The sequence below is a fragment of the Janthinobacterium sp. AD80 genome (assembly GCF_002878455.1).
Lineage (GTDB): Bacteria > Pseudomonadota > Gammaproteobacteria > Burkholderiales > Burkholderiaceae_D > Janthinobacterium.
The window spans coordinates 75691-92381 of sequence record NZ_NRDQ01000036.1; the positions used below are offsets into that span (position 1 = coordinate 75691).

Below are 16691 nucleotides of genomic sequence, written 5' to 3' on the forward strand. Positions count from 1 at the left end.
AAGACAGGCAGCATCATTGAGAGGTGGCTGCGGCTCACTGCGGGCGGCGTGCTCACGCGGGCAGGGCTCTGGGGTCGTGTCGGCCGCGGCGTTCACGCCGGCGGCATTACCTGGATCATGCTTCAAGACGGCTGTAACATTTTGCGCTGCATGTGCCATTCGCTCATCAGGAAGCATCAAAAGTGCCGGCGATTGTACACCCGCAAAACAGCTATTCTCGCAAAAATGTAGGAGAATAGCTTGACTAATGTAGTAGGCTATTCAGCATTTCCCGTATCCTGTTATTTCCCTACCAAATCCTCACTAAAATCGGCCATCCACCATGAAAATTGCCATACTTGATGATTACCAGGATGCCGTGCGCGGCCTCGATTGTTTCCAGTTGCTCGACGGACATGAGGTCAAAGTGTTCAGCAATACGGCGCGGGGACTGGGCCAGCTGGCCATCCGCCTGGCGCCGTTCGACGCGCTGGTGCTGATCCGCGAACGCAGCAGTTTTAACCGGGCCTTGCTGTCGAAGCTGCCGAACCTGAAACTGATTTCGCAAACGGGCAAGGTCAGCGGCCACATCGACGTGGCGGCCGCCACGGAACTGGGCATCGCCATCGCCGAAGGCATCGGCTCGCCCACGGCGCCGGCCGAACTGACGTGGGCCCTGATCATGGCGGCGCAGCGCAAGATCGTGCCCTACGCGCAGCATTTGCAGGAAGGCCTGTGGCAGACGTCATCGCTGGCGCCGGCGCGCAACACCTTGGGCACGGTCTTGAAGGGGCGTACCCTGGCCATCTGGGGCTATGGCAAGATCGGGCAATTGATCGCCGGCTATGGCCGCGCATTTGGCATGAATATCCTCGTCTGGGGCAGCGAAGCGAGCCGCGCGGCCGCCGTGGCGGCGGGCGACACGGCGGCGCCATCGCGCGAGGCCTTCTTTGAACAAGCCGATGTGCTGAGCTTGCATTTGCGCCTGTCCGACAAGACGCGCGGCCTGGTCACGGCAGAGGACCTGGCGCGCATGAAGCCGGCGTCCCTGTTCGTCAATACCAGCCGCGCCGAACTGGTCGCCGAGGGGGCGCTGGAAGCGGCCTTGCCGCAGGGCCGCCCGGGCGCGGCCGCGCTGGACGTGTTTACGGATGAACCCTTGCCGCCCGGCTCGCCGCTCCTGCTGCTGCCGAACGTGCTGGCCACGCCGCACCTGGGCTATGTCGAGCGGGACAGCTATGAGCTGTATTTCCGCTACGCCTTGCAAAATATCGTCGATTTTACGCAGCAGCAATGCACGCGCCTGCTCAACCCTGAGGTGCTGGCGCATGCGCGCCAAGCTCCTCAGGAGCGCTGAAAGCCCTTCAGCAAATCCGGCTCGCCCGTCACGCGGATGGCGGGCGCGGGCAGCACGTGCCGGCCGCGCCACAGGCCGGCCCAGCCGGGCGGCCAGGATAGGTCCGGCCCCGCATACGGCGCCACGCCGGCGCGCACGGCGACCACCGGCACGGGCGGCATGTCCTGCAAGGGCTCGCCTTCCGTGCGCTGCATGTCCAGGCTGTACATGTAATCGGGCAGCAAGGCGTCACAGACGCGGGCGAACCATTCCGTGTGGTCAACGTCGCGCCCCAGCGCCTGCGCCAGGCCCTGCGGGTCGAAACGCGCCAGCGCATCGATCAGCTCGCCCGTGGAGGCGCCCGGCGTATCGCCCCAGCCCATCACGGGATTGACGTTATAGTCGGCGCCCGAGCCATACCAGCCTTCGCGCCAGGGCCGCTGCATCCAGTCGCGCGGCCCCGTAAACAAATGCCAGCGCCAGTGCAGGCCCGACGGTTTCGGCCAGGAATACAGATACAATTTTTGATAGCCGGCCTGGTGCAGTTCGCGCACCATGGCCATCAGGCGCGCGTGCGGCATGCGGTCGGGCGGCGCGCGGCGAAACAGGATCGCCTCGCCATCGGCGAACTGCACGTCGTCGGTCGACAGGTTCAGGTCCAGGGTGCGCGCCTCGCTGCCGAAACGCGCCGCGATCCAGCCCGTCAGCAAATTGACGGACGTGATCACGCCATAACCGCGGTGGCGGTGAAAAATGACGGTGCCGGGAGCGAGCGCTTTCATACGGGGTATCTGGCCGGTGGGCAAGCAAAGAAACAAGTGTATGCGCAGATGGCCGAATTTTCCAGATGCGCGACAAGCCCGGGGCGGCCGGGCGGGATCGCCATTCACGCAATGGCGCCATTCCACGATATCATGCCCGTCATTCTCCACTGACATCGTGACCACATCATGACTTTGCGCATACTCGCCACCGGCGGCACTTTCGACAAACACTACAATGAATTGAACGGTACCCTGGGCTTTTCCGACAGTCATTTGCCGGCCGCCATCGCCCGTGCGCGCATGACGGCACCCGTGGCGCTGGAGCAATTGCCCCTGCTCGACTCGCTCGACATGCAGGATGCGGACCGCCAGCGCGTGCTGGCCTCGTGCCGCGCGGCACAGGAAAAAGCCATCGTCATCATCCACGGCACCGACACCATGCGCGAAACGGCGCAAGTGCTGGGCGCGGCGAACCTGCAGCAGACGGTGATTCTCACGGGCGCCATGATTCCCTACGAAATCGACAATTCCGACGCCCTGTTCAACCTGGGCTTTGCCTGCGGCGTGGCGCAAACCTTGCCAGCCGGCGTGTACGTGGCCATGAATGGCCAGATCTTCGCCTGGGATAATGTGCAAAAGAATCGCGCCGCCGGCGTCTTCCAGCCGCTGTAGAACTCATTGTGATGCGGCAACGTCGCAGCGCAACAACAATCTGCCATGCTGCAGGCCTCTCGGCCTGCCTGACGTCCTGGCACGCTGCAGACGGGCAGGCAGGCAAGCCGCCTGATTGTTAATCTTCAGCAAATCAACAAGCCCGCTTTTTGCGGGCTTTTTTTTACATTTTTTTACCTTTCACAAATTCTGATAGGCAACACTTTTCATCGAATTATTGCTGGTAATTCATCGAATTGCCAATACAATAATTTTATGTTGTAAAAAAACGCCATTAATCATTTTTTAAAACAATGATTTTTTCAAATAAACTATCGTCATTTAACAAATTTTTGAAATATTCTTCATCATCCATAATTTATTGCCAAATCCGACACGGTTGATGTCCATTTTTTCTTGCTGAGACGACATAATGTTTGCCTCGACAAGTAAAAAGTGCATTTATAACAATATTGCACGAAGTAGTCTTCCTTGCCCGTCCGGGCATGTGTCCGCCTACCGTACTCGCCATCGCAGACCGACTATCCGCCGGTCATGCCGGTTCGGGTGCCGCTTGTCGTTATTAAAACTACTACGGAGTAATTGTTATAATGGCATTGAAAGAAAAAATCGGCGCGCGCAGCGTGCGCCTGGCCCTGACCGTTCTGGCAGGCAGCGTCTTGTTCTCTGGCCAATCCATGGCAGACGAAGCAATTCAAAAAGTTGAAATTACCGGCTCGAGTATCAAACGTATCGCCGTCGAAGGCGCACTGCCAGTGCAGCGCCTGACGCAAGAAGCGATCGCGCGTACCGGCGCCACCACCGTGGCTGACCTGGTACAAAGCCTGCCAGCCATGCAAGGCTTCACCATCGGCGCCGTTGCCGCTGGTTCCAACTCGGGTGGCCGCACCAGCGCCTCGATCCATGACATCGGCGAAAGCTACACCCTGGTGCTGTTGAACGGCCGCCGCATCGCCCCACAAGGCTCGGGCACCTCCGTCAACCTGAACGCCATTCCAATGAGCGCTGTTGAGCGCGTCGAGATCCTGACCGACGGCGCTTCGGCCCTGTACGGCTCGGACGCCATTGCCGGCGTGATCAACTTCATCCTGAAGAAAAACGTTCAGGGCGGCACCCTGGAAGCCACCTACGGCGGTCCGGAAGACAAAGGCGGCAACGCCTGGAACACCAACGTTACCTACGGCTTCGGCGACCTGGACGAAAACCGCTTCAACGTGCTGGTATCGTACCGCCACGATGAACAATCGAAACTGAAGGCAACGGACCGCTCGTTCGCCCGCTCGTCGTACATTCCTGTCAGCTACGGCGGCAAGAACTACATCTACGACCGTACCAGCACCTCGACCGCACCAGCCAACGCCACGGTCGCCTTCAACAACAAGGCCAGCTCGTCGGTCATGTTCAACCCGTACCTGGCAGCCAACGGCAACTGCGGCCCGACCAACTACGTCACGGCAACCAACGACAAGGCTTGCGGCTTTGACGGCGGCTCGACGGTTGAAATCGTTCCAGAATCGAAACGCGACAGCCTGTTCGCCCGCGGTACCTACAAACTGTCGGACAACCTGAATGCGTTTGCCGAAGTAGCCCTGTCGCGCTTCGACCTGACCGCGCGTATCGCTGCCAACCCGGTGCCTATCAGCATCGCCAAGGACAGCGCGCTGTACAACCAGTACGTACGTCCGGGCCTGACGCAAGCACAGCATGACGATGTGAAATCCGTTACCGCCAACTACCGCATGGCTGACTGGGGCACCCGCGCCAGCAACACCATCACCGACACCAAGCACTTCGTGGTCGGCGTGGAAGGCGAAGTTGGCGAGTGGAACGTGGAATCGGGCCTGACCTGGTCGCAAAACGCCATCGACGAGCGCTATGTGGGCGGCTATGCCAAGAACGCAGATTTCAAGGCCATGCAAACCAACCCATTGTTCAATCCGTTCATTCCTGCCGGCAACACATCGCCAGCACTGCAGAACCTGATCGACAAGTCGCAATTCAACGGTTCGATCCGTACGGCATCGACCACCATGCGCGGTATCGATGCGCACGGTTCGCGTGAACTGTTCACCCTGCCAGGCGGCAAGGCCAATATCGGTATCGGCGGCGACTACCGCGAATACAAGTATGAGCAATCGCCATCGAGCGGCGCGAGCAGCGACACGATCTACAACTTCAACACCTCGGCACGCTACGACCTGAGCCGTGAAACCTACGGCGTGTTCGCCGAGTTGCTGGCACCTGTCACCAAAACGGTGGAAGTGAGCCTGGCTGGCCGTTACGACACCATCACCAAGATCGACAACGGTGTCATCAACAAGTCCATCGGTAAAGACCAAAGCGCCAGCACCTACAAAGTGACGGCACGTTGGCAGCCAGTGCAGCAAGTGTTGCTGCGCGGTTCGTACGGCACGGGCTTCAAGGCACCGAGCATGCTGGACATCGGCCAGCCGCTGGTCAACAACGGCTTCACCGCAAAACCATGGAACTGCCCGTTCCCAGGCGATGCCCTGTGCCGTCCAGCAGCCACGCAGTACAACCAATTGTCTGGTGGTAACGAAAACCTGAAGCCGGAAAAATCGAAGCAATACACCGTCGGTTTCCGCATCGAACCTAGCTCGGCATTCTCGTTTGGCGCCGACCTGTGGGACGTGAAAATCACCGACGCGGTTTCGGCAGTCAGCGAAACCCAGGCTTTCGGCAATCCAGCGCTGTACAAAGACCTGTTCGGCACCTACACCGAGCCATCGACCGGCAATACCTACTATGCGTTCAAATCGTTGTCGATGAACATCGGCCAGACGCATAACCGCGGTATCGACTGGGACATGACCGGTCGCCACAAGTTTGATTTCGGTAACTTCACGGCCAACCTGAGCGGCACCCACATGCTCAAGGCTGACTACACCGTGCCCGGCACCAAGAATCAGTGGACGACCAACATGAACTACTTCGGTATCACCGATGCAGTCACGTTCCGTAACCTGGTCAAGCTGAACATGAGCCTGGAAACCGGCAAACTGACCAGCACCATGGTTGTCAGCTATCGTAACGGCTACACCGATGCAGCCGCTTCGGTTCTGAACGTCGATACCAAGGCCCTGGAAACGATCCGCCTGCAAGTACCGTCGTACACCACCGTCGACCTGCAAGGCCGCTATGCCTTCAACTCGGCTGTGACGCTGCGCGCTGGTATCAAGAACCTGTTTGACCGTGAACCGCCGCTGTCGCTGCGCGCTTCGTCGGGCCACCAGGTTGGTTTCGATCCACGCTACGCTGACCCAATGATGCGTTCGTTCTACTTCACCGGTAGCTACAAGTTCTAATGTGATGTCTTAAATTAGCTTGTCCAGAAAGCGCCTTGCACTTCACCGTGCAAGGCGCTTTTTTTATGTGCCGCCAAATTGTCCAGGCGAAAAAAAAGGAGCCGCAGCTCCTTTTTTGTTCCTGCATGACGACGCTTACGCCGTCGCTTCGCCGCCCAATGCCTCGACCACGTCGGCCATCAGCTTGGAGAGTTCGCCCGTCATCAGCATCACGTCGCCGTCGAAACGCTCTTCGTCGTTCTTTGTACTCGATTCCGTTTCCTTGATCACGTCAAGCGGCTTGACGCTCTTGATGGCCAGCGATTCCGTCAGCACGAAGGAGATCTTGTCGTTCCACGTCATGGCCAGGCGCGTGCACTGCTTGCCGGCCGCGATATGACGGCGCACGTCGTCCGCTTCCAGGGTGTGGCGCACGTAGCGCACGGTGGCCTTGCTCTCGCCGGTGGCGCGCAATTCCGTATCCATGTCGACCGTGAAGCCGGCAGGCGCATCGTCGGCCTGCAGCCATTCCGTCATCACCGCCACGGGCGAGCGCTGCACGCGCAGGCTTTCCAGCGGCAATTTATCCACGGCTTTGAGCAGCAGCTTGATGACTTCATCGGCTTTCGCCGGGCTGGCGGCATCGACCACCAGCCAGCCATTGACGGGGTCGATCCACGTCCAGACGTTGCTGCGGATGCTGAAGGCGCGCGGCAGCAGTTCGTCGGCGACGCGCTCCTTCAATTCCTTCATGGCTTTCTTGCCGGGCGCAAAACCTTGCGCTTCTTCCATCTCGGCGGCGCGGGCCTTGGCCACCTGGTTGATGACGGTCGCTGGCAGCAATTTCTTTTCCGTGCCCAGCAGGATCAGCATCTGCTTGTTGACCACGTGGACCAGGCCGCCGTTCGGGCGTGGCGTATCCCAGCCCTGGCGCATCAGATCCATGCTGGTCGCCGGCGTAAATTTGTTCGAGGACAGCGCCTCTTCCAGTTGTTCTGGCGTGTAAGCCCATGGTGCGGGCAGGCGGTAAATCTGAAGATTCTTGAACCACATAGTTTTTGTCTTCCGTTTGTTTCAGTAGTGCCAGGGGAACGCCATTCTACACTTTCGACGCGGTCATGCCGTCAAAAGCGCAGCCTGGCGCGGTGCTTGTGATCAGGGGAAACGCCGCTACAGGGCGGGAAACAGCTCGGCCTGGGCGGGCGCCTGCCGCGTGACGACGGCCGGGTCGCACAGGGCCGAAATGCGCACGCCCAGCAGGCGGATTTTCTTTTCAAACGGCACGCGCCGCAAGCAGTCGCGGCTGGCGCGCAGGATGGCGGCGGCATCCGCCGTGGCGCTGGGCAGGGTGATGTCGCGCGTGACGGTGCTGAAATCCTCGAAGCGCAGCTTGATGCCCACCGTGCGCCCCGCCAGCGACTGCTTGTCCAGGTCGCCCGCCACGCGCGTGCACAGGCTTTCCAGCTTTTCCGACAGGGTGGCGCGGTCGCGCACCACCTGCAAGTCGCGCTCGAACGTCGTTTCGCGGCTGACGGACTTGGTTTCCCGGCTCGTCTGCACGGGGCGGTCATCGATGCCCAGCGCCGCCTGGCGCAGCCAGCCCGTGTACAGGTCGCCGAACTGCGTGCGCAGCATGGCCATGTCGGCTTGCGCCAGCTCGCCGATGCTGACGATGCCCAGTGCTTCCAGCTTGGCCGTCGCCTTCGGGCCAATGCCATTGATCTTTTTCGCCGCCAGGGGCCACACGCGCGTGGCGATATCCTCGGGCGCCAGGATGGTCAGCCCGTCCGGCTTTTCCAGGTCGGAACAGATTTTGGCCAGCAATTTGTTCGGCGCCAGGCCGATCGAACACGACAGCCCCGTCGCCTCGAACACGGCCGCCTTCAGGCGCGCCGCCATGGCTGGCGCCTGCTCACCATGTTCCGTCAGGTCGACATAGATTTCGTCGATGCCGACGTTCTGGATGATCGGGCACAGATTGGCCACGGCTTGCTTGAAGCGCGCCGAATAGTCGCGGTAGGCTTCGAAATCGGCCGGCAGCAGGATGCTGTCCGGCGCCAGCTTGGCCGCCTTCATGATGCCCATGGCGGAAAACACGCCAAACGCGCGCGCCGCATAGGTCGACGTGGTGACCACGCCGCGTCCCACGTAGTCGCGCATGCGGGCAAACTGCCGCGTGCCGTCTTCCTGTAGCACGGGCTGCTGCAGGCGCCCGCCACCGATCACCACCGGCTCGCCGCGCAATTCCGGATATTTTAATAATTCCACGGAGGCAAAGAAGGCGTCCATGTCCAGGTGCGCGATCCAGCGGCGGGCGGCCACCTGATGCGGCGCGGATGACTGAGGCAGGGTGGGGGCAGATGGGCTCAAGGACACCTCGCGGCGGGTCGGCCTGCCAGAGGGAAAGGACATTCCACAGGCAGAATACGGTTAAACACTGTTGTTTTATACAGTATCGCCGGAAACGAGCGCAGATGCAAGCAGGAACCGTATTGATTGAAATCAGCATTGGCTTTTCTATTTGGCAAGAATAGAATCTCCGCACAATAACGAAACCTAGGGAGTTGCCTTGTCTATCGCCCATCACGCCTTGCGCCGCCTTGCCGTCTGCACATCCATGCTGCCGGCTCTGCTGCTGTCCACGCTATCGCCATCCGCGCTGGCCGCCGACGCCCCTGTCGCCGCCAAAACCGCCTGGCAGGAAACCCGCCACGGCACCGTCGTTACGGACGACTACCGCTGGCTGCAAAAGAAGACCGATCCCGCCGTGATCGACTACCTGAATGCGGAAAATGCCTACACGGCCGCCGTCACGGCCCCGATCCAGCCGCTGGCCGACAAGATCTACGCCGAGATCAAGGGCCGCATGCAGGAAGTGGACTTGTCCGTGCCTGTGCGCATGGGCAATTTCTACTATTACACGCGCATGGAAGCGGGCAAGCAATACCCGCTGCACTGCCGCCGCGCCGTAGGTGCGAAGGGTGCCTATGATGCGGGCGTCGCCGAAGAAATTTTGCTGGACCAGAACCAGCTGGCCGACGGCCACACCTTCTTTGCCGTGCGCGCGTTTGCCGTCAGCCCGAATGAACAATTGCTGGCCTACACCACCGACACGACGGGTTTCCGCCAATACGACCTGCACGTCAAGGATTTGAAAACCGGCAAGCTGCTCACCGACACCATGCCGCGCGTCACGTCGCTGGCCTGGGCGGCGGACAATGCCACCCTGATGCTGGCGCAGGAAGACGCCACCACCAAGCGCTCGGACCGCTTGTTCCGCCTGGCCCTGGGCGGCACGCCACAGCAGGTGTATCACGAGCCTGTGGAACAGTTCGCCATTGGCGTGGGCCGCACGCGCGACCAGCGTTTCTTCGTGCTCAGCTCGCGCAGCACGGATACCAGCGACGTGCAGCTGTTGCCAACCAATACGCCGCAGGGCAGTTTCCAGCCGGTATTGCCGCGCGAAAAGGGCCACCGCTATAGCGTCGAGCACCGCGACGGCCAGCTGTACATCCTCACCAACAAGGATGCGAAAAACTTCCGCATCGTCAGCGCGCCCCTGTCGCAGCCGCAGCCCAAGCACTGGAAGCCGCTGGTGCCGCACAACAAGGATGCCGTCATCCAGTCCATCGATGCGTTCCAGAACTACCTGGTGGTGATGGAAAAGTCGCGCGCCCTGAACCGTGCGCGCATCTATGATTTCGCGCAGAAAAACTGGAAGACGGTGCAGTTCGACGACCCCGTCTATCTGGCCACGGCGGCCGGCACGCCCGACTATGCCGCCACGCAATTTCGCATGTCCTACCAGTCGCCTGTGACGCCGCCTACCGTCATCGATGTCAGCATGAAGGATGGCAAGCGCACGGTGCTGAAACAGCAGGAAATCGTCGGCGGCTATGATGCGGCGCGCTACACCACGCAGCGCCTGTGGGTCAAAGCCCGCGATGGCGTGCAAGTGCCGCTGTGGATCGTCTACAAGAAGGGCGTCAAGCTCGACGGCTCCGCCCCGCTGCTGCTGTATTCGTATGGTTCCTACGGCATTTCCACGGAAGCCAGTTTCGCCATCAGCCGCATCAGCCTGCTGGAACGGGGCGTCATCTATGCGCAGGCGCATATCCGCGGCGGCACGGACATGGGCGAAGCGTGGCACGAGGATGGCATGCTGATGAAGAAGAAAAACACCTTCAATGACTTCATCGACAGCGCCGACTACCTGGTGCGCGAAAAATGGACGAGTCCGAACCGCCTCATCATCCAGGGCGGCAGCGCCGGCGGCTTGCTGATGGGCGCCGTCGTCAACCAGCGTCCCGACCTGTTCCACGCCGTGCACGCGGCCGTGCCCTTTGTCGACGTGATGAACACCATGATGGACGCCAGCCTGCCGCTGACCACGGGCGAATACCTGGAATGGGGCGACCCGAACCAGAAGGCCGCGTATGACTACATGCTCAGCTACTCGCCCTACGACAACATCGCCCGCAAGGATTATCCCGCCATGCTGGTGACGACGGGCCTGAACGACAGCCAGGTGATGTACTGGGAACCGGCAAAATATGTGGCCAAGCTGCGCGCGCATAAAACGGACAGCAATCCCCTGCTGCTGAAAACAAATATGGGCGCCGGCCACGGTGGCGCATCGGGCCGCTACAACGCCATCCAGGAAAGCGCGTTCAACATGGCCTGGATGCTGTCGCAGTGGAATATCACGGAATAATGTGAAAAAAGCGCTTGCACAAGGATTTTAGCCGTCCTATAATAGCGCCTCTTCCAGACGTGGTGACAAACGTCGGGATGGTTTTCTGAGACAAGCAACGGGTGCTTAGCTCAGTTGGTAGAGCGGCGCCCTTACAAGGCGTAGGTCGGGAGTTCGAGCCTCTCAGCACCCACCAAATCAGAAAACTGTCCAGTGCTTCATGGATCAGCAATACAGATCATACGAGCTTGGAGTGGTAGTTCAGTTGGTTAGAATACCGGCCTGTCACGTCGGGGGTCGCGGGTTCGAGTCCCGTCCGCTCCGCCAATAAAAGAAAAGCCCTTTGGTTCTCTGAACCGAAGGGCTTTTCCCGTTTCCGGGCCAGAAAATGCGCCCGCTGCCCATCCTCCGAACATTTTTGCGTTTTTCAGCAAAATATCTGCTTTTATCCCATAAGAATAGTTGCACAAGCGGCATAGCGCCCCCTATAATAGTGCCTCTTCCAGACGTGGTGACAAACGTCGGGATAGTTTTCTGGGTATGCGGGTGCTTAGCTCAGTTGGTAGAGCGGCGCCCTTACAAGGCGTAGGTCGGGAGTTCGAGCCTCTCAGCACCCACCAAAACAGAAAATTATCCAGTGCTTCATGGATCAGCAACACAGATCATACGAGCTTGGAGTGGTAGTTCAGTTGGTTAGAATACCGGCCTGTCACGTCGGGGGTCGCGGGTTCGAGTCCCGTCCGCTCCGCCAATAAAAGAAAAGCCCTTTGGTTCTCTGAACCGAAGGGCTTTTCCCATTCTGGGGTCAGATTTTCGCAAACCTTGGCTTGAAGCTGCAAGGTAGCGCTGCGGTGGACCTGACCCCGGCTGTTAAAATCAGCGCTCCCCTGACTTCGCTTCCGACCGCATGCGCTTGTCCCGCCGCACTCATCCTTACATCGCCCTGCGGCTGCGCCTGGCCCATCATGCTTTGCTGCAATTTGCCGCCAGCCTGACGAGTTCCATGGAAATTGTCTTTTTCCTTGCCGGCCCCGTCCTGCTGGGCCTGCTCAGCGTGATCGCCCTGCCCGGCTTTCTTGCCATGCGTTTGCCCTGGCCCGCCGCGCTGGGTCTGCTGGGCGCACAAGCGCTGCTTACCTGCCTGCCCGCCTGGCTGCTGCGCAAGCGGCTGTTACCCGCCAATACAGCCGCCTGGCTGCGCCAGCTGCCCCTGCCGCCGCGCCTGCGCTGGCAGGCGGATGTGGCCGTGGCCGGCCTGCTGATGCTGCCATTGGGCATCGCCTATGCTGTGTCGACCAGCATCTGGCTGCTGCAGTCGCCGACCTGGCTGCGCCCGGTTGCCGTAGGCGGCATGGCGGCCACCGCTGGCGTCTGGTTGCTGGCCTGGATCTTAACAAGTTGCATCATCGCCCTGCGCCTGCGCGCACCGCGCCCAGCGCAACGGGCACGCGCGCCCACCATGCACACCTACGTGCCGCGCCTGCCCCGCTGGCACACCCTGTTCCTGTGGCGCCAGCTGTTCTGGTTGCCGTTCTGGCGCAATGAAAACGTCATCGGCATCCAGCAAAGCGTGCTGCTGGCCAGCGCCGGCGCCGGCATGCTGGCCTGGCTGCTGCGTGTGCCGCTCGTGCCCGCCCCATTGCTGGGCTTGCTGGCCAGCGCCAGCCTGATCCTGTTGACGGACCGGGGCGACAAGGCCGTGCGCGAACAGATCGCCGTGCTGCGCCCGTCGCTGAACGCCTGGCCCCTCTCCAGCCGCGGCCTGATCCGACTGGCCTGCGCCTTCAGCCTGCTGCCCGCCGGCGCCGTGCTGCTGGGGGCCGGCGTCCTGCTGTATTGCCTGGACCCAGCCGTCCTGCTGCAGCGCGTGAGCAGCGTCTACGCCATCACGGCCAGCACGGCCCTGCTGGCCATCGTCGGCCTGCCCCGCCTGACGGCGCGCGGACGCGTCGCCCTCGTCGTTTTCTCCATCCTTGCCTTGAGCGCCATCGGAAGCGAATTATGGAATTGAATGCCCCCTCTCCCGTGCTGCGGATCGAACAGCTCGATTTTCATTTCGCCACGCACAGCGTGTTCCAGCGCTTCGCGCAGCAATTCGGCCCCGGCATCACCTGGCTGCGCGGCGCCAACGGCGCCGGCAAGACCACCCTGCTGAAACTGGCGGGCGGCGCCCTGCTGCCCGCACGGGGAAGCATCCGCCTCGATGACATCGACAGCGCCCGCCTGCCGCTGGCCTACCGCGCGCAAGCCTTCTATTGCGGCGGCGATGCCCCCGCCCTGCCCTGGCTGCAAGTACACGAATTTCTCGACCTGCACCTAGCCCTGTATCCGGGCACAGACCAGGCCCTGCTGAACGGGGAACTGGGCGCCTTTGCCATGACGTCGTCTTTGCAGCAAAGCATCACCGCGCTGTCGCTGGGCCAGCATAAAAAACTGCAACTGGCGCTGGCCCTGGCCTTGCCCGTGCGCCTGCTGCTGATCGACGAGCCCTTCAATGGACTCGATGCGGCCGCCATGGCGCACCTGCGCGCGCGCCTGGCCGAGCCAGCCCGCTTGGCGCGCCAGTGCATCGTGCTGACCAGCCACCTGGCGCCGGAGGTGCCGCTGGCGGCCACGGTGGAAATATAGACAGGAAATACAGCTTTGCAGATCAGGCAGCTTGCGCTTACGATGCCGGCTTGTCCGCGCCGGCGATCCCGGCGCAGCCTGTATAACAAATGGCGACACACGGCGGCTTACCGGCACGCCACGCCTATCCTGGAGATCCGCATGTTGAACACCCACCGCAGCGCCCTGGCCATCCTGTGCGCCATGTTTGCCACGTCCACCCTCGCCGCCGGCCCGACCGGCACGGCCGCCGACTATGGCAGCGCGGCCCACCACGGCGCGGCCCAGCGCACCATCGAGCTGCAGGCGGACACGCGCCACATCAATGTCACGCGCGGCGAAACAGTCACCATCGCGCGCGCCGGCCAGCGTTTTACGTGGCACGTGCAAACCTTCAGCAACCGGAGCGTGTTTGCCCTGGCCGCGATCGCACCGCAGGACATGCCTGTCGCTGGCATCAAGGTGTATGTCGCCGCCAATCCCCAGTACGCGGGCAGCTGAGTTTGCTGCACGCATAAAAAAACCGGAGCAGCCTTGCGGCCACTCCGGTTTTTCTTGATACCGCTGAATCATTACGCCGTCAGTGCTTCCTTGGCTGCGGACTCGTCGACCACTTCCTCGTCGTCCGAGCGGATCAGGTGGTCAAAGGCGGACAGCGCTGCCTTGGCACCTTCGCCGGTGGCGATGATGATCTGCTTGTACGGCACCGTGGTGACGTCGCCGGCAGCGAACACGCCGGGGATCGAGGTCTGGCCGCGGGCATCGACTTCAATTTCGCCATGGCGCGAGAGTGCCACCGTGCCCTTCAGCCACTCGGTGTTCGGCACCAGGCCGATTTGCACGAAGACGCCTTCCAGCTCGACCTTCTTCGACTCGCCGCTGACGCGGTCCGTGTAGCTCAGGCCATTGACGATCTTGCCGTCGCCGTGGATCTCGGTGGTTTGCGCCGAGGTGATCACGGTCACGTTCGGCAGGCTGTGCAGCTTGCGTTGCAGTACCGCATCGGCACGCAGTTCCGCGCCGAATTCGATCAGGGTCACGTGTTTCACCAGGCCGGCCAGGTCGATCGCCGCTTCCACGCCCGAGTTGCCGCCGCCGATCACGGCCACGCGCTTGCCCTTGAACAAAGGACCATCGCAGTGCGGGCAGTAGGCGACACCGTGGTTGCGGTATTCCTTCTCGCCCGGCACGTTGATTTCGCGCCAGCGCGCACCGGTGGCCAGGATGACGGTCTTGGCTTTCAGCACGGCGCCATTCGCCGTTTCAATCTGCACCAGCTTGCCCGGCGTCAGTTTCGCGGCGCGCTGGGTATTCATGATGTCGACCTCGTATTCCTTGACGTGCTGTTCCAGCGCCATGGCGAACTTCGGACCATCGGTTTCCTTGACGGAAATAAAGTTTTCGATCGCCAGGGTATCGAGTACCTGGCCGCCGAAACGCTCGGCCAGCACGCCCGTCTTGATGCCTTTGCGGGCCGCGTAGATGGCCGCTGCCGCGCCGGCAGGGCCGCCGCCGACGATCAGCACGTCAAACACGTCTTTCTTGTTCAGTGCTTCGGCCTGGCGGGCACCGGCATTGGTGTCGAGCTTGGCGAGGATTTCCTCGACATTCGTACGGCCCTGGCCAAAGTGTTCGCCATTCAGGAACATCATCGGCACGGCCATGATGCGGCGCTCTTCCACTTCTTGCGGGAACACGCCGCCATCAATGGTGGTGACCTTGATGCGCGGGTTGATCACCGACATGGCATTCAATGCCTGCACCACTTCCGGGCAGTTATGGCAGGAGAGCGAAATAAACGTTTCAAATTCGTAGTCGCCGTCGAGGTTGCGGATCTGCTCGATCACGGCCTCGTCGAACTTGATGGTGTGGCCGCCCACTTGCAGCAACGCCAGCACCAGCGAGGTAAATTCGTGGCCCATCGGCACACCGGCGAAACGCACGCCGATGTCGGAGCCTGCACGGTTGATGCTGAACGACGGGGTGCGTACGCCAGCTTCCAGGCGCTCGACCAGCGTGATCTTGTCGCTCAACAGGACTATCTCCTGGAGCAATTCTTTCATCTCGCGGGCTTTTACGCTGTCATCGAGAGAGGCGACCAGCTCAAGCGGATACACCACTTTTTCCAGGTAGGATTTCAGTTGGGTTTTGAGGGTGGCGTCTAACATGATTTTTTCCTTTTCTACAAATATTTAGGCGAATGCCGGGCCGGACACCCGGTCCGGCATCGCGGTAACTACTTGTTTGCTGCTGTGTACTTCAAGGCGTCAAGACTTAGATCTTGCCAACCAGGTCCAGCGATGGGGTCAGCGTTGCTGCGCCTTCCGTCCACTTGGCTGGGCATACTTCGCCTGGGTGAGCGGCAACGTACTGAGCTGCCTTAACTTTGCGCAACAGTTCCGATGCGTCACGGCCGATGCCGTTGTCATGCACTTCCAGCACTTTGATGAAGCCGTCCGGATTGATGACGAAGGTACCGCGCAGTGCCATGCCTTCTTCTTCGATCATGACTTCGAAGTTGCGCGACAGGGCGCCGGTTGGGTCGCCGATCAGTGCGTATTGCACTTTCTTGATCGCGTCCGAGGTGTCGTGCCATGCTTTGTGCGCGAAGTGCGAATCGGTCGAGATGCCGTAGACATCGACGCCCAGCTTCTGGAATTCAGCGTGGTGGTCGGCCAGATCTTCCAGTTCGGTTGGGCAAACGAAGGTGAAGTCGGCTGGGTAGAAGACGAATACCGACCACTTGCCTTTCAGCGACGCTTCCGTCAGGTCGACGAATTTGCCATTGTGGTATGCGGTTGCCTTGAATGGTTTAACTTGGGTATTGATCAGCGACATTTCATTTCCTCTCGTGTGGTGAATCAGTAAGACTCTAGTGTAAGGGGTTTTAACCCATATGCAAAATTGATTGTCACAATAGTTTCAATTGGTTTTAGCTATCATGACACTATGGGAACTCCATGATAGGCAGTTCCCACGGGATTGGATAGCGGTGACAGTGGATACCCCTGCCGCCGCCAGGTGTTTAGTTCTTGAGTTCTTCCGGTACCTTGCCGCCGTTTTCCGCCAGCTTGATCATCACCTGGCGGTGCAGCCAGATATTCATGCTGGCCGAATCGTTGGTGTCGCCCGTGAAATGCAGCTCTTGCGCCAGTTCCTTGCGCGCGGCCAGGCTGCTGTCGAGTTGCAACAGTTTCATCAGGTCGACGATGGACGTGCGCCAATTGAGTTTTTCCGCGCTCTTGTTGGCCAGGTCGACCAGCACCACTTCCACGTCCACCACGGGCGCAGCGGCGGCCGGGGCGGCGGCAGGAGCGGCCGGGGCCGCAGCTGGG

The 16691-nt window shown here is 60.8% G+C and carries 13 protein-coding genes and 4 tRNA genes; 11 read left to right on the forward strand and 6 right to left on the reverse strand.

What is annotated here, in order from left to right; genetic code table 11:
* Nucleotides 1–322 precede the first annotated feature (322 nt).
* Complete coding sequence (locus tag JaAD80_RS08650; protein WP_102293811.1) at nt 323–1336, forward strand: D-2-hydroxyacid dehydrogenase family protein; 1014 nt, start codon at nt 323–325, stop codon at nt 1334–1336.
* On the opposite strand, the gene JaAD80_RS08655 is transcribed toward JaAD80_RS08650, so the two are convergent.
* Entirely contained in the window at nt 1324–2097 is a 774-nt protein-coding gene (locus JaAD80_RS08655; RefSeq protein WP_102293812.1) for an L-asparaginase, read from the reverse strand. The genes JaAD80_RS08650 and JaAD80_RS08655 overlap by 13 nt on opposite strands.
* A gap of 168 nt (nt 2098–2265) precedes the next feature.
* Here JaAD80_RS08655 and JaAD80_RS08660 point away from each other — a divergent pair, with 168 nt between their 5' ends.
* Together JaAD80_RS08660 and JaAD80_RS08665 are read left to right on the forward strand one after the other, a co-directional pair.
* Nucleotides 2266–2751 (forward strand): asparaginase domain-containing protein, encoded by a 486-nt coding sequence (locus tag JaAD80_RS08660; protein ID WP_034781194.1) that lies wholly within the window; start codon nt 2266–2268, stop codon nt 2749–2751.
* A gap of 590 nt (nt 2752–3341) precedes the next feature.
* Entirely contained in the window at nt 3342–6077 is a 2736-nt protein-coding gene (locus JaAD80_RS08665) for a TonB-dependent receptor (RefSeq protein WP_102293813.1), read from the forward strand.
* A 135-nt stretch (nt 6078–6212) separates the two neighbouring features.
* On the opposite strand, the gene JaAD80_RS08670 is transcribed toward JaAD80_RS08665, so the two are convergent.
* Both JaAD80_RS08670 and dinB read right to left on the reverse strand, forming a co-directional pair.
* Entirely contained in the window at nt 6213–7109 is an 897-nt protein-coding gene (locus tag JaAD80_RS08670) for a recombination-associated protein RdgC (protein WP_034754435.1), read from the reverse strand.
* A 117-nt stretch (nt 7110–7226) separates the two neighbouring features.
* Complete coding sequence (gene dinB / locus JaAD80_RS08675; RefSeq protein WP_258002879.1) at nt 7227–8378, reverse strand: DNA polymerase IV; 1152 nt, start codon at nt 8376–8378, stop codon at nt 7227–7229.
* Nucleotides 8379–8625: 247 nt separating this feature from the next.
* On the opposite strand from dinB, the gene JaAD80_RS08680 reads away from it, so the two are divergent.
* The 8 genes from JaAD80_RS08680 to JaAD80_RS08715 all read left to right on the forward strand — a co-directional run bounded on the left by JaAD80_RS08680 (nt 8626) and on the right by JaAD80_RS08715 (nt 13857).
* A complete protein-coding gene (locus JaAD80_RS08680; RefSeq protein ID WP_102293815.1) occupies nt 8626–10770 on the forward strand; it encodes a S9 family peptidase in 2145 nt (714 codons plus the stop codon).
* A 99-nt stretch (nt 10771–10869) separates the two neighbouring features.
* Nucleotides 10870–10945: transfer RNA gene (locus JaAD80_RS08685), tRNA-Val, on the forward strand.
* Between the two features lie 54 nt (nt 10946–10999).
* Nucleotides 11000–11076 (forward strand) — tRNA-Asp (locus JaAD80_RS08690).
* A gap of 217 nt (nt 11077–11293) precedes the next feature.
* A tRNA-Val gene (locus JaAD80_RS08695) sits at nt 11294–11369 on the forward strand.
* A gap of 54 nt (nt 11370–11423) precedes the next feature.
* Nucleotides 11424–11500, forward strand: a tRNA-Asp gene (locus tag JaAD80_RS08700).
* A gap of 156 nt (nt 11501–11656) precedes the next feature.
* Complete coding sequence (locus JaAD80_RS08705) at nt 11657–12760, forward strand: hypothetical protein (protein ID WP_258002877.1); 1104 nt, start codon at nt 11657–11659, stop codon at nt 12758–12760.
* On the forward strand, nt 12751–13377 hold the full coding sequence (locus JaAD80_RS08710) for an ATP-binding cassette domain-containing protein (protein WP_102293816.1): 627 nt from the start codon (nt 12751–12753) through the stop codon (nt 13375–13377). Before JaAD80_RS08705 ends, JaAD80_RS08710 begins: the two co-directional genes overlap by 10 nt.
* Nucleotides 13378–13518: 141 nt before the next feature.
* Nucleotides 13519–13857, forward strand: a complete 339-nt coding sequence (locus tag JaAD80_RS08715; RefSeq protein ID WP_180979347.1) for a CzcE family metal-binding protein — start codon at nt 13519–13521, stop codon at nt 13855–13857.
* A gap of 71 nt (nt 13858–13928) precedes the next feature.
* Here the strand turns inward: JaAD80_RS08715 and ahpF are convergent, their stop codons facing one another.
* The 3 genes from ahpF to JaAD80_RS08730 all read right to left on the reverse strand — a co-directional run.
* Nucleotides 13929–15524, reverse strand: a complete 1596-nt coding sequence (ahpF, locus tag JaAD80_RS08720; RefSeq protein ID WP_102293818.1) for an alkyl hydroperoxide reductase subunit F — start codon at nt 15522–15524, stop codon at nt 13929–13931.
* Nucleotides 15525–15630: 106 nt separating this feature from the next.
* Complete coding sequence (gene ahpC, locus JaAD80_RS08725; protein ID WP_092717461.1) at nt 15631–16194, reverse strand: alkyl hydroperoxide reductase subunit C; 564 nt, start codon at nt 16192–16194, stop codon at nt 15631–15633.
* Nucleotides 16195–16381: 187 nt separating this feature from the next.
* A partial coding sequence (locus JaAD80_RS08730; RefSeq protein WP_102293825.1) for a DUF3597 domain-containing protein occupies nt 16382–16691 on the reverse strand: 310 nt, incomplete at its 5' end.